This window comes from Oceanobacillus salinisoli (genome assembly GCF_009733865.1).
Taxonomy (GTDB): domain Bacteria; phylum Bacillota; class Bacilli; order Bacillales; family Amphibacillaceae; genus Oceanobacillus; species Oceanobacillus salinisoli.
Window position 1 is genome coordinate 19,881 of sequence record NZ_WOFB01000017.1, and the last position, 12,892, is coordinate 32,772.

Consider the following 12,892-nt stretch of genomic DNA (forward strand, 5'->3'; position numbering starts at 1 on the left):
TTTTGCACATATGAGTCAAAATCAATTTAGCGGCTTCCATTTACAACAAGTTATGCTCGATGTTATTGAACAATTAAACTTTAAACAACCGACAGAAATTCAGGAACAGGTAATACCTAAAATTTTGGACGGTACGAGTGTTATTGGACAGTCACGTACTGGATCAGGGAAAACCCATGCGTATTTGCTTCCGTTGTTTAATCAAATGGATAGCTCGAATAGAGAAGTGCAATTTGTCATAACTGCACCAACTCGAGAACTTGCTACACAAATATATGACGAAGTCCGTAAAATTATTCAATATGCAAATAAAGAAGGAAAATGGATTGCCAAGTTACTAGTTGGAGGAACCGATAAGCAAAAAATGGTGGAAAAACTGAAAGAACCTCCACATATTATTGTTGGAACACCCGGAAGAATTTTGGATTTAGTTAAAGAGGAGGCACTGTCTATCTATTCCGCAGCATCATTTGTTATAGATGAAGCTGACTTAATGCTTGACCTTGGTTTTATTGATGATGTCGATCAATTGCTCATTCGTTCAAAAAGAGATATTCAGCTCTTGGTTTTCTCAGCAACCATTCCACAACGATTGCAGCATTTCTTTAAAAAGTATTTAGAAAATCCTACTTATGTCAAAGTGGATGACCATTTTTCACCTGAAACGATGGAGCATCGATTAATTGCAACAAAACATCGGGATGAAGCAGATATAATTTATGAAATTTCCAAAGCAATTAATCCTTATTTAGCAATTATCTTTACAAATGGAAAGAAACAAGCGGATGAACTGGCACACTCATTACAGGAGAGAGGGTTGGAAGTTGGCATTATCCATGGAGGTTTGGCACCGAGGGAGCGTAAACGTGTCTTAAAGGAGATACAGAACCTTCGTTATCAATATATTGTGGCTACCGATCTTGCGGCAAGAGGAATTGATATTAAAGGCGTCAGCCACGTTATTAATGCACAGATTCCGAAAGAGGAAGAATTTTATATTCATCGGGTAGGTAGAACAGCAAGAGCGGGTATGGAAGGTACTGCAATCAGCTTATATCAGGAAGATGACCTAAACCTTATAAGAAAGCTTGAGGACAAGGGTTTGCAATTCACTTATGCAGATGTAAAAAATGGAGAATGGAAAGAAGCCAAAGCATGGAATGAGCGTCATTTAAGAACAAAGACGACAACAGATCTTGAAAAAGAAGCGTGGAAACATGTCCGGAAGACAAAAAAAGTGAAACCAGGATATAAGAAAAAAATGAAAAAACAGCAAGCCTCCATAAAAAGACAATTAGCTAAGAAAACAAAATATAAGAAATAGGTCCCCATTTATGATAGTATCGTGTACAGCAAATAGGGAGAGGTGTATAAAATGTTAAAAATAGGATCACACGTATCCATGAGCGGAAAAAAAATGCTCCTGGGTTCAAGCGAAGAAGCAGCAGCGTATGGTGCAAATACATTTATGATTTATACAGGTGCACCACAAAATACGAGAAGAAAACCAATCGAAGAACTTAATATCGAAGCGGGTAAAGAATACATGGAGAAAAACGGTTTTTCAGATATTGTCGTTCATGCTCCATATATTATCAATATAGGGAATAGTACAAAACCAGCTACTTTTGAATTAGGGGTTAATTTTCTTAAAAGTGAAATAGAACGTACAGAGGCAATTGGTGCAAAGCAAATTGTACTCCATCCAGGAGCGCACGTTGGTGCTGGGTCTGGTGAGGGAATTAAGAAAATCATCGAGGGCCTTAATGAAGTTCTTGAGAAGGAGAAAGACGTTCAAATCGCATTAGAAACGATGGCTGGGAAAGGCTCAGAAATAGGACGAAACTTTGATGAAATAGCAAAGATTATAGATGGTGTCACATTAAACGAGAAACTTTCTGTTTGTTTGGATACATGTCATATTCATGATGCAGGCTATGATATTGTGAACGATTTTGACGGTGTTTTACAGGAATTTGATAAAATAATTGGTATAGAACGAATTAAAGTAGTCCATGTTAATGACAGTAAGAATGAACGGGGGGCACATAAAGACCGTCACGAAAATATCGGTTTTGGTCATATTGGTTTTCAAGCCCTTCATTACGTTATTCAACATCCCCAGCTGGAACACCTACCAAAAATTCTTGAAACGCCATATGTTGGAGAGGATAAAAAGAATAAAAAAGCACCATATAAATATGAAATCGAAATGATAAAAAATGGTATATTTGAAGATGACTTAAAAGAGAAAATTTTAAATAGTTAATGATACCATTTTTGATGAAAATAATGGAGGGGTAGCATAAAATCCTCCTATAAAAAGAGAAAAATCCGAACCAATTAAAATTCTAACTGAGGAAGTTTGAATCATGGTTCGGTTTTTTTTCAGCCACTCTTTTTTAACATTTACTCGAATAAATTTTCCAGTCCATATGATTTAATGACCTCATCCAATAGGCTTCTTGCCTCTTTTGCTGTTTGTAAGTCAGTAATTCTCGCTAACTCACGAAACATTCTTTCACGGTCTTTAAGCTTAAACGGATCAACGGTACTTTGTTTTAAATAGTTGGATATTTGCATGGCTTGCTGTCTGGATATAGAAAAACCATATTGCTTGGCATAAAATTGTAATTCATCGGGCGTTATTTGTTTCAGCTTTTTTTTAACTAATTCTTTTATGAATATCGACATGTTAAAAACTCCTTAATAAGGTTCTCTTGTACTATATGCATTTCAATGAAAAAAATAAACTTGTTTTATGTCACTTCCACAAAATAACATTATATTCAGGCGAAGATTCCATACACTATAAATGCACCTCATTAAAAAAGGAGGTCAACAGATGGCTGATTACAAAGACAGAAATGATCATGTAGAAGAGGCTCCAAGACATGGAGAAAACGATGGAGAAGAAGTTAAAAATCAAGATTTTGTTGGCGTAGAACCTGATAGTTCCAGAAATGAGGAGTATGCTGCCGAGTTCACTGCAGATGATTATGAAGTAAGGGATAGAGCAGAAGCAGATGGTGATGTAAATAGCATGTACGGATGGATTGGTTTAGCTCTTTCCATTATTTCATTCTTTATGTGGCCAATCATATTAGGTGCGGCAGGGATTATCTTAGGGTTTGTCTCCAGAGCTCGTGGAGCAGATACGTTAGGTAATATTGCAATTGCTGCCGGGGCAATATCCATTTTAATAACGGTCTTTATATTGCCTTTCGTCTAGCTGAATAAACCAAAATTAAGGAGACTGAGACATAAGTTTCAGTCTCCTTTTCTTATAGTTCATATACTGGAAAATAATAAAATGTATTAGGCTGAAGTCTGTAAGGATTTACTTCTGGATTCAGCTGTTGAAAGTCTGTCATCATTTGATCAATAGCTATTTCTCCCTTTCCTTCATTAATATTTTCTACAATGGATAAAACTGTATCTCCAGACGTTACCTTCACTTTCATAGCGGAGTAATTTTCATTTATTTGTATGGTGGTTTCTTGGGTGGGGACATTCTCATTTGGCTCGGTACCTAAAGATAAGTCTTTATAAATACTGGCGACTAACAGTATAATGATGATATAGATAAAAATTTTCTTAGAAAAGTACATATAAATTCTCCTTTAAAATGAAACCATTTATATTAACATTTCGTACATCTACTATGGAGAGGAGGAAATACTTTGGGTATTTTCGAATTAGAATGGATTGGTATGATTATCACCGGACTTGGAACATTGTTTTTAATTGGGGAGGTTTTAGTCAATGCCCGCGGTATTTTTGGATTACTGGGCATTGGTTTTATAACCGTATATTTTGGTGCATATGTCATTGATACAAGCTCCTTTATCATTATGCTTATTTTATATTTTATAGGATTATTACTAATAATTATTGATGGGGAAATTGTTAATGATGGGACATTGGCAACGATAGGTTTAGCGGTTATGCTTATCGCTGTTGCATTAGCAGCACCATCATTTACTGCTGGATTATATGCGGTTATAGGTGTTATTTTAGGTGCAGCAAGTTCATTCCTATTTCTTAAAGTATTTAAGAAGCGGGAAATGTGGACGAAACTCGCATTAAAAGATCCATTAACAAGTGAGGCGGGCTATAATTCCTTAAATGAAGAATATGAAAAGCTTCTTAATCAATCAGGGATTACGATTACGGACCTGCGCCCTGTTGGAACCATTCTAATAGATAATAAAGATTATAGTGCAATTTCAAATGGGCAATGGATAGAAAGAAATACCGAAATTAAAGTAATTCAAGTAGATGGTACGAAAATATTGGTTGAAAAGATGAAGAAATAAGCTTGGGTATCCAAGCTTTTTTTTATGGCTTGAATAAAAAACTTCCTCATCCACATGTAACATCCATATATTTAAAGCATGAATTCTTTCTACTGGGAAATATCTAAAGAAAGAAGCCCTATATGTCATTTATCTACCCGATTATTAATTTAATGTAAAAAATTGACGAAATATCTTTACAAAAAATTTACCTATATTTAATATGTATTAGGGTACAGTACCATTTACACAACAAGATGAAGGGATGTTATGAATTGGAATTAGATATACAAACATTAATTTTTGAATTTATTGGTGGACTAGGTATCTTCTTATTAGGTATCAAGTATATGGGAGATGGTCTGCAAAAGTCTGCGGGAGATCGGTTAAGGGATATACTTGATAGGTTTACTACTAACCCCTTCCTGGGAGTTCTGGCAGGTATCATTGTTACAATATTATTACAGACCAGCACCGGTACAACTGTATTGACGATAGGTCTGGTTAATGCTGGGTTTATGACATTAAGACAAGCAATTGGTGTCATCATGGGGGCTAATATTGGTACAACTGTAACTGCATTTATTATTGGGATTGACATTGGAGAATACGCTTTGCCAATACTTGCTGTTGGAGCTTTTATGCTGTTTTTCTTTAGAAATCCTAAAGTTAATAACTGGGGTCAAACTGTTTTCGGCTTTGGTGCGTTGTTCTTCGGGCTGGAACTAATGGGAGGGTCTTTAAAACCTTTAGCTGGCTTACAGGCTTTCTATGATTTAACTGCTGAAATGAGTACTAATCCAATATTAGGGGTTACAATTGGTACGATTTTAACCGTTATTGTTCAAAGTTCTAGTGCAACCATCGGAATTCTTCAAACAATATTTGCTCAAGGAACGATGGAATTATCTGCTGCATTACCGGTATTATTTGGAGATAATATCGGAACAACGATAACGGCAGTTCTAGCATCGATTGGTGCAACGGTAGCAGCAAGAAGAGCTGCATTAACACATGTTATCTTTAATTTGATTGGAACTACTATTGTTCTAGTTTTGCTTGTGCCATTTACGTATTATGTTTCATACTTACAAAGTACTTTAGATTTGAATCCGGAGATGACGATAGCATTTGCACACGGAAGTTTCAATGTGGTAAACACTATTATTCAATTTCCTTTTATTGGCGCATTAGCATGGCTTGTTACGAAAATTGTCCCAGGAAAGGATGCTATTGTCGAATACAAACCAGTACATTTGGATCCAATCTTTGTTCAACAGTCCTCATCCGTTGCTCTTGATCAAGCTAAATCTGAGGTTGTTCGCATGGGCGAATATGCTTATAAAGGGTTAGAAGAATCTAACATGTATTTATCAACTAATTCAAATAAGCATGCAGAAATGGCAATGCAAATTGAAGATGCCCTTAATAATTTAGATCGAAAAATCACAGATTATCTTGTTCATGTATCAGGCGGTTCCTTAACAGAGGCAGAAAGTGAAAAACATACAGCATTAATGAACTCAGTTCGTGATTTTGAAAGAATTGGTGACCATTTTGAAAATATCGTAGAATTGGTCGATTATAAGATTTCAAACAAGGTTCATTTGACCGAGCAAGCTATGGAAGATTTGAATAACATGTTTGACCTTACTTTAATGACGGTAAAACAGGCAATTGGTGCATTACAAGAATCCGATAGGGAAATGGCACTGGAAGTTATTCAAAAAGAAGAAGAAATTGATAAGATGGAAAGAGATTATCGCAAGAAGCATATTATCCGTATGAATGAAGGACATTGTAATGGATCTGCAGGTATCGTATTTGTTGATATTATCAGTAACCTAGAACGTATTGGTGACCATGCAGTAAACATTGCTGAATATGTCCTTGGAGGAGAATAAATAAAAAGGATGGGGTGGAGAAAGAAGTATCTTTCTCTACCTTTTATCTTTCTTACGTTAGGCTGTTGTAGAGCCCATATTTCGGCAAGTTTTTGTCAATAAGCTAAATGGAATATTGAAATATCATAATCTTAAGCTGTTAACCCATATTTCTATTGAAAATACCAACTATTGATGTTAATATAAATATTGTCGTTTCTTTAAGTAAATTTACATATAATTTGTTGACAAAAATAAAAATACATGGTAAATTATATTTCGTTGCTATTCAACATAAGGCAATCATGATTATTCCACAGTAGCTCAGTGGTAGAGCAATCGGCTGTTAACCGATCGGTCGTAGGTTCGAATCCTACCTGTGGAGCCAATGGCGGCGTAGCTCAGCTGGCGAGAGCGTACGGTTCATACCCGTGAGGTCGTGGGTTCGATCCCCTCCGCCGCTACCATATTCTATAAGACGGCGGTCGTGGCGAAGTGGTTAACGCACCGGATTGTGGCTCCGGCATTCGTGGGTTCGATTCCCACCGGTCGCCCCAATAACATACGGACCCTTAGCTCAGTTGGTTAGAGCTATCGGCTCATAACCGATCGGTCGCAGGTTCGAGTCCTGCAGGGTCCACCATATTTTATTTTCGGAGGTATACCCAAGTCTGGCTGAAGGGATCGGTCTTGAAAACCGACAGGCGGGTCAAACCGCGCGGGGGTTCGAATCCCTCTACCTCCTCCATACATATTTCGGCTCGGTAGCTCAGTCGGTAGAGCAAAGGACTGAAAATCCTTGTGTCGGCGGTTCGATTCCGTCCCGCGCCATCTGTAAAAAACAAGTACAATTGGTACTTGTTTTTTCTTTTATATCGATATATATAGCTATGACCAATTTGGTGATAGCTATTTTCATTTAGAGGGCATTCCAAAAGTCCAGGGAAATGTCACATGGAATTTCTTATGGTTTTCTAATTAATTCACATTACCAATCAAATAATCAACTTATAAAATAATCATTCACTAATTAGGCAAATTATTTGCAAGAATAGTTAAGCAGTGATAATCTTCTAGATAAAGGGTTAATAACCTATTTTAACCATTTTATTAAATTAAGGAGGAAGATATTCATGGCTAAATTTGAATTACCGGAACTACCATATGCGTACGACGCATTGGAACCAACAATTGACAAAGAAACAATGACTATTCATCATACGAAACATCACAACACATATGTTACCAACTTAAATGGTGCTGTAGATGGACTTTCTGAATTGGAAGGTAAATCTGTAGAAGAACTAATTAGCGATCTGGATGCAGTTCCAGAAGAAAAACGTACAGCAGTACGCAATAATGGCGGTGGACATGCTAACCACAGCTTATTCTGGAAAGTTCTATCCCCAAATGGTGGAGGAGAACCAACAGGTGAATTGGCTGACAAGATTAATGCTAAATTCGGCGGCTTTGACAAGTTCAAAGAAGAATTTGAAACTGCTGCGAAAACACGCTTTGGTTCTGGTTGGGCTTGGCTAGTACTAAATAACGGTGAACTTGAAGTAACAAGCACGCCAAACCAAGACTCACCACTAATGGAAGGGAAAACTCCACTATTAGGTGTCGATGTTTGGGAACATGCTTATTACCTAAAATATCAAAATAGACGTCCTGAATACCTTTCAGCTTTCTGGAATGTTGTGAATTGGGATGAAGTAGCAAAAAATTATAACGAAGCAAAATAATATGTTTGTTTTGAAAACACGTGGGATTTTTTCCCGCGTGTTTTTTTGCATATCTAACATTGATTCGCTCAAACTAATAAGAGAACAAAAGGAGTAGTTTAGATATGTCAAAAATACTACAAGCATTTGAAAATAAAATCGACGTAAACCGAGATTTGTTATTGCTGTTGCTCATAGGTGGTCTCTATTCATTAGGTATTTTTCTGTCCAACACATTTGTAAATATTTACTTATGGAGACAGTCCGGGGATTATGTAACGATTGCAATTTATAATCTTGGAATTAATCTATTTCAGGCCTTGACCTTTGTACTTGCTGGAAGACTTGCTAAAAAGGTTGATCGAATCATTGTTCTTCGATTAGGGGTTATCTTCTTATCCTTGTTTTTTTTATGTGTTTTAATTATCGGTGAAAAGGCATCTACATTCAATTTTTTGCTGGGTTGTTTATTAGGGATTGGTTATGGTTTCTATTGGCTTGCATTTAATGTATTGACATTTGAGATAACCGAACCTGATACAAGAGATTTTTTTAATGGATTTTTAGGTGTTCTCCAGTCACTGGGTGGAATGATTGGGCCTCTGCTTGCTGGGATCATTATTTCAAAACTGGATGGAAATATTGGTTATACGACAATCTTTACTATTTCATTTATTTTGTTTATATGTGCTGTTGCTGCAAGTTTCTTTCTCCAGCGAAGAAGTGCGAAAGGGAATTTTTATTTCAAAAGGATTCTGTTGGAAAAAAATAATAACAAAAACTGGAGCAGAATATTATATGCCCATTTTTTTCAAGGAATACGAGAGGGCGTATTCGCATTTGTAATATCCATTTGGGTATTTGTTGTAACACAAAGTGAATTTGCTTTAGGTACGTTTAATTTATTTTTATCTGGACTTTCAGCTGTACTTTATTTTGTAGTTACAAAATTTATTAAACCTTCTATAAGGAAAAAAGCGATATTATTAGGTGCCATACTTCTATATTTCTCTATTTTTATCATCTTATTTGATATCAGCTATTTCCTCCTAATTATTTATGCAATTGTCATCGGGTTTGCCTATCCAATTATTAACGTACCATATGTATCTTTAACATATGATGTGATAGGAAAGGCTTGGAAGGCTGGTGAATTAAGAATTGAGTATATTGTGGTTCGTGAATTATTTTTAAATTGTGGCAGAATTGTTTCTGTGCTTGTGTTCTTATTTGCCGTTTCTATTTATGACGCAGAACAGATTATTCCAATTATTCTAGTTGTCTTTGGTGCAGGCCATTTAGTCATCTATTTCTTTATAAAGAATATTTATTTGGGAAGCTCCTCGCAAAAAGAAATATTAATGAAAGAACAGATTACCGACGAAAAAAATCGGTAAATATGGTAAAATCAAATATATAAGTAAATGTTTGATTTTGGGGGAGAACCATATGACTAAGAAACGGAAGAAAAAGAAAAAATCACAGTTACCCTTCCGAATAAATATATTGTTTTTTGTGATATTCCTGTTATTTTCGGTACTTATTCTACAATTAGGTGTCGTACAAATCTTAAATGGAGAGGACTTCCAAAAAGAAATTGAACGGACGATTCAGGATACAACGAAAATACCTGTTCCTAGAGGAAAGATATATGATAGGGACCATAACGTTATTGTCGATAATGACCCGGTTTATTCCATTACGTATACGCCTGAAAAAGGTGTACAGGCAGAAGACAGACTCGATGTTGCAAAAAAACTGGCAGAGTTTATAACGATGGTACCAGAAGATGAAGATAATCCGGAAGAATATTTTGATCGTGTATTAACAGAAAGAAATTTAAAAGAATACTGGTATTTAGAAAACAAAGAAGAAGCTGACGAGAGGTTATCTGCCAAGGACCGGGAAGAGTTAAGTAACGCAGAAGCTTATAATAAAACGTTGGATTTAATTACAGAAGAAGAGATAAGTCAATTTACTCTGCAGGAAAAAGAAATCATTGCCATTAAAAAAGAATTAGATAAGGCATACTCTTTAACACCACAAATTGTAAAAAATGAAGGAGTAACAGCAAAAGAGTATGCGCTGGTTTCAGAACACTTATCTGAACTTCCGGGTATTAATGCTACAACGGATTGGAATCGGGAGTACCCCTATGGTGATACGATAAGGAGTTTATTAGGTTCCGTTACGTCACAGGAGGAAGGAATTCCGGCGGATGGTGAAGATTACTATCTAACAAGAGGGTATAGTAGAAATGATCGAGTAGGGAAAAGTGGTTTGGAAGAATACTATGAAGAAGTGTTGCGGGGAAGGAAAGAGCAAATCCAATATACAACAACCAAAAATGGAGTAGTCGTTGGTACTGAAACCATTGTGGAAGGACAGCGTGGTAAAGATTTAGTCTTAACCATTGATATGGAGTTTCAGGAAGAAGTGGATAAAATTGTTAAGGAAGAGTTATTGACTGCGATTCAAAAGCATCCTAGTGCCAATCGATTTTTAGATCAGGCACTTGCGGTAGTGATGGACCCCCAAACGGGAGAACTATTAGCAGTATCCGGACAACGGTATGATAGAGAAGAAAAGAAATTTTATAATGAATCGTTCCGAACATTATATGATTCCCATCGTCCGGGTTCAATAGTTAAAGGAGCTACCGTATTAGCAGGGTATGAATCTGGAGTGATTACACCAGGTGAGACATTTTATGACAGTCCGATTAAAATTGCTGGAACACCTGAAAAATCATCGTATAGAAATTTAGGAACAGTCAATGATTATGATGCATTAAAGCTGTCCTCCAACGTGTATATGTTCTATATTGCATTACGGTTGGGTGGGGATTATCGATATCCGTTTCCTAATGGTAAAAGTGCATCCATTGATTATAGTGCATTCCAGGAATTTCGTAATTATTTCTGGCAGTTTGGCCTAGGTGTAAAAACAGGAATTGACTATCCGTATGAAGCAACCGGATTTGTTGGAACAGAACCCGATGCCGGAAACCTGCTGGACTTTGCGATTGGTCAGTATGACACGTATACAGCTATGCAGTTGGCGCAGTATGTTTCCACCATAGCAAATGGAGGATACCGTGTGAAGCCGCATTTTCTAAAAGAAATACGCGAACCAAATGGTACAGAAGAAAGCTTAGGATCCATCTATAGAACAGAAAACACAACGGTATTTAATAAGATAGACATGGACCATATTGACAGGGTTCAGGAAGGGTTCCGCAGGGTATTTCAAGAACCAGGAGGAACCGCGTCTTCTTACTTCTCCAATAAGGATTATAAGCCAGCTGGAAAAACGGGTACGGCACAAAGTGATTATTATCATCTCGAAGAAGAAAGATTATATACGACAGAAAATCGTACATTAATTGGTTATGCACCATATGAAAATCCCGAAGTGGCGTTTGCTATTATAATTCCCAACTTAGGCCCCAATGTTAGTGGTCAGCATCCGATTAATAATTTAATCGGTGAAAGAATTTTAGACAAATATTTTGAAATGAAGGAAAATAATGATCAGGAAAAGCAGGAACAGATAGAAGAGAATGAAGGAGACACAGAAGAGGATAGTGAATAATTATCTATCGTCATAAATCTTATTGGAAGATTTATGACTTTTTTATCTAGGGTAGTAAAAAGGGCTAATTATTTAACATGAAATTAACAATAGGTTAATAATTTTAAGTTATAATAGGAATAATTATTCTTTATCATGAATATATATCTGTTTAATGTTTCAAATTATGTAAAAAGGAGATGTCTATATGGCGACTCGTAATCAATTTAAAAATGAATTAGAGGAATTAAATAAGCGCATTGTGAAATTAGCTAAATTATCTGGAGAGGCATTGACAGAATCCATTGACGCATTGTATACACAGGATGTAGTAAAGGCGAAAAAGGTGATTGAAGATGACAAACATATTGACCGCGGAGAATTAGAAATAAACGATAAAACAATTTTATTAATTGCAAAACAGCAGCCTGTTGCTACAGATCTTAGAAGAGTAATTATGGTTTTAAGAATAGTGACAGACATTGAAAGAATGGCAGATAATGCAAAAAATATTGCGAAATCAACGATTCATTTAGGAGAAAATTATGTTTCCATTCCAGAAGGTTTAAAAAAGATGCATGAGTTTGCATTAGAAATGTTAAGAAAAGCAATTATTGCGATTGAGAACGAAGATATTACCATAGCTAAAGAATTAGGTACAATGGACGATGAAGTAGATAATCTATATGAAAATATTGTAAGTGAACTGCTAGGAGAAACAGCGACAAAACCGGATAAAATACAATATGTTATGCAAGTTGCCTTCGTAGGCAGGTACTTAGAGAGATTTGCAGACCACATAACCAATATAGGGGAGAGCATTTTATATTTAGTAAGAGGAGAGAACTATAGTCTTAATTAATAAAAAGGGGCTAAAGACAAAGGTGTTTGAGTTAAAGAACAATCTGAACCATGATTCAAAATGCTCCATTTAGCATTCGAATTAGTTTTTCAGATTTTTTCTTTTACACTTTATGAAAACATAAAAATAAACCAACAAGAGGATTCGATGTAGTAAAAATTTTAAAAGTCCAAAGTATAAGAGGATGTTCAAAAAGTCCGGTGAAAATGACACATCTATATAGGGGATCTTCTACTAAAATCGCCCACGTCCTGTGGGCAACGTAGAAGTCAACACAATACGCTCGGGGCCCGTTACTCAAAGCTTCGCCACCTCGAACTTTAGGGCGCACAGGACGTGCTAGTGTCGCGCCCGCAACAAATGTTTTCGGTGGGACGAGTAACCGCCGCAGTCCCAGGACGTTGTTCTTAGCCGACCGGTCCTTTTCATCCACCTTTTTGAACACGAACTATAAGAAAAACTCGCATTCGCTAAAAGAAAAGCAAATGCGAGTTTTTTAATAAGTGGATGGCGGTTATTTGTCCCACCAAAAAGTTTTGTTATTTCCGTCAC

11 protein-coding genes and 6 tRNA genes are annotated in these 12,892 nt (G+C 36.2%); 15 read left to right on the forward strand and 2 right to left on the reverse strand.

From position 1 onward, the window contains the following. Nucleotides 1-10: 10 nt before the first annotated feature. Both GMJ66_RS12770 and GMJ66_RS12775 read left to right on the forward strand, forming a co-directional pair. Nucleotides 11-1,324, forward strand: coding sequence for a DEAD/DEAH box helicase (locus tag GMJ66_RS12770; RefSeq protein WP_156290713.1), 1,314 nt, complete (start codon nt 11-13; stop codon nt 1,322-1,324). 51 nt (nt 1,325-1,375) lie between these two features. Continuing rightward, a complete protein-coding gene (locus GMJ66_RS12775; protein WP_156290714.1) occupies nt 1,376-2,269 on the forward strand; it encodes a deoxyribonuclease IV in 894 nt (297 codons plus the stop codon). 140 nt (nt 2,270-2,409) lie between these two features. Here the strand turns inward: GMJ66_RS12775 and GMJ66_RS12780 are convergent, their stop codons facing one another. Next, nucleotides 2,410-2,694 carry a DUF2624 domain-containing protein gene (locus GMJ66_RS12780; protein WP_156290715.1) on the reverse strand — a complete coding sequence of 95 codons (285 nt, stop codon included), beginning with the start codon at nt 2,692-2,694 and terminating at the stop codon, nt 2,410-2,412. Nucleotides 2,695-2,845: 151 nt separating this feature from the next. Here GMJ66_RS12780 and GMJ66_RS12785 point away from each other — a divergent pair, with 151 nt between their 5' ends. Next, a complete protein-coding gene (locus GMJ66_RS12785) occupies nt 2,846-3,232 on the forward strand; it encodes a hypothetical protein (RefSeq protein WP_156290716.1) in 387 nt (128 codons plus the stop codon). A gap of 52 nt (nt 3,233-3,284) precedes the next feature. Here GMJ66_RS12785 and GMJ66_RS12790 read toward each other — a convergent pair whose 3' ends face one another. Continuing rightward, nucleotides 3,285-3,611 (reverse strand): hypothetical protein, encoded by a 327-nt coding sequence (locus tag GMJ66_RS12790; protein ID WP_156290717.1) that lies wholly within the window; start codon nt 3,609-3,611, stop codon nt 3,285-3,287. 72 nt (nt 3,612-3,683) lie between these two features. On the opposite strand from GMJ66_RS12790, the gene GMJ66_RS12795 reads away from it, so the two are divergent. The 12 genes from GMJ66_RS12795 to phoU all read left to right on the forward strand — a co-directional run bounded on the left by GMJ66_RS12795 (nt 3,684) and on the right by phoU (nt 12,340). Beyond that, nucleotides 3,684-4,319, forward strand: a complete 636-nt coding sequence (locus GMJ66_RS12795) for an NfeD family protein (protein WP_156290718.1) — start codon at nt 3,684-3,686, stop codon at nt 4,317-4,319. Between the two features lie 254 nt (nt 4,320-4,573). After that, nucleotides 4,574-6,202, forward strand: coding sequence for a Na/Pi cotransporter family protein (locus tag GMJ66_RS12800; RefSeq protein ID WP_156290719.1), 1,629 nt, complete (start codon nt 4,574-4,576; stop codon nt 6,200-6,202). A 292-nt stretch (nt 6,203-6,494) separates the two neighbouring features. Continuing rightward, nucleotides 6,495-6,569 (forward strand) — tRNA-Asn (locus GMJ66_RS12805). A 2-nt stretch (nt 6,570-6,571) separates the two neighbouring features. Continuing rightward, nucleotides 6,572-6,648 (forward strand) — tRNA-Met (locus tag GMJ66_RS12810). Nucleotides 6,649-6,662: 14 nt separating this feature from the next. Further along, nucleotides 6,663-6,738 (forward strand) — tRNA-His (locus GMJ66_RS12815). Between the two features lie 9 nt (nt 6,739-6,747). Further along, nucleotides 6,748-6,824, forward strand: a tRNA-Ile gene (locus tag GMJ66_RS12820). 12 nt (nt 6,825-6,836) lie between these two features. Next, a tRNA-Ser gene (locus GMJ66_RS12825) sits at nt 6,837-6,929 on the forward strand. Nucleotides 6,930-6,939: 10 nt separating this feature from the next. Further along, nucleotides 6,940-7,012: transfer RNA gene (locus tag GMJ66_RS12830), tRNA-Phe, on the forward strand. Between the two features lie 302 nt (nt 7,013-7,314). Beyond that, a complete protein-coding gene (gene sodA, locus GMJ66_RS12835; protein ID WP_156290720.1) occupies nt 7,315-7,926 on the forward strand; it encodes a superoxide dismutase SodA in 612 nt (203 codons plus the stop codon). A gap of 104 nt (nt 7,927-8,030) precedes the next feature. After that, nucleotides 8,031-9,302 carry an MFS transporter gene (locus GMJ66_RS12840; RefSeq protein WP_156290721.1) on the forward strand — a complete coding sequence of 424 codons (1,272 nt, stop codon included), beginning with the start codon at nt 8,031-8,033 and terminating at the stop codon, nt 9,300-9,302. Nucleotides 9,303-9,354: 52 nt separating this feature from the next. Further along, entirely contained in the window at nt 9,355-11,499 is a 2,145-nt protein-coding gene (locus tag GMJ66_RS12845) for a peptidoglycan D,D-transpeptidase FtsI family protein (protein WP_156290722.1), read from the forward strand. Between the two features lie 187 nt (nt 11,500-11,686). Continuing rightward, a complete protein-coding gene (gene phoU / locus GMJ66_RS12850) occupies nt 11,687-12,340 on the forward strand; it encodes a phosphate signaling complex protein PhoU (protein ID WP_156290723.1) in 654 nt (217 codons plus the stop codon). The last annotated feature ends 552 nt before the right edge of the window (nt 12,341-12,892 follow it).

Bases quoted from the DNA above. Each gene is read 5' to 3' on its own strand.
- GMJ66_RS12770 (WP_156290713.1), top strand. From the start codon at position 11: ATGAGTCAAAATCAATTTAGCGGCTTCCATTTACAACAAGTTATGCTC.
- GMJ66_RS12775 (WP_156290714.1), top strand. From the start codon at position 1,376: ATGTTAAAAATAGGATCACACGTATCCATGAGCGGAAAAAAAATGCTC.
- GMJ66_RS12780 (WP_156290715.1), bottom strand. From the start codon at position 2,694: ATGTCGATATTCATAAAAGAATTAGTTAAAAAAAAGCTGAAACAAATA.
- GMJ66_RS12785 (WP_156290716.1), top strand. From the start codon at position 2,846: ATGGCTGATTACAAAGACAGAAATGATCATGTAGAAGAGGCTCCAAGA.
- GMJ66_RS12790 (WP_156290717.1), bottom strand. From the start codon at position 3,611: ATGTACTTTTCTAAGAAAATTTTTATCTATATCATCATTATACTGTTA.
- sodA (WP_156290720.1), top strand. From the start codon at position 7,315: ATGGCTAAATTTGAATTACCGGAACTACCATATGCGTACGACGCATTG.
- GMJ66_RS12840 (WP_156290721.1), top strand. From the start codon at position 8,031: ATGTCAAAAATACTACAAGCATTTGAAAATAAAATCGACGTAAACCGA.
- GMJ66_RS12845 (WP_156290722.1), top strand. From the start codon at position 9,355: ATGACTAAGAAACGGAAGAAAAAGAAAAAATCACAGTTACCCTTCCGA.
- phoU (WP_156290723.1), top strand. From the start codon at position 11,687: ATGGCGACTCGTAATCAATTTAAAAATGAATTAGAGGAATTAAATAAG.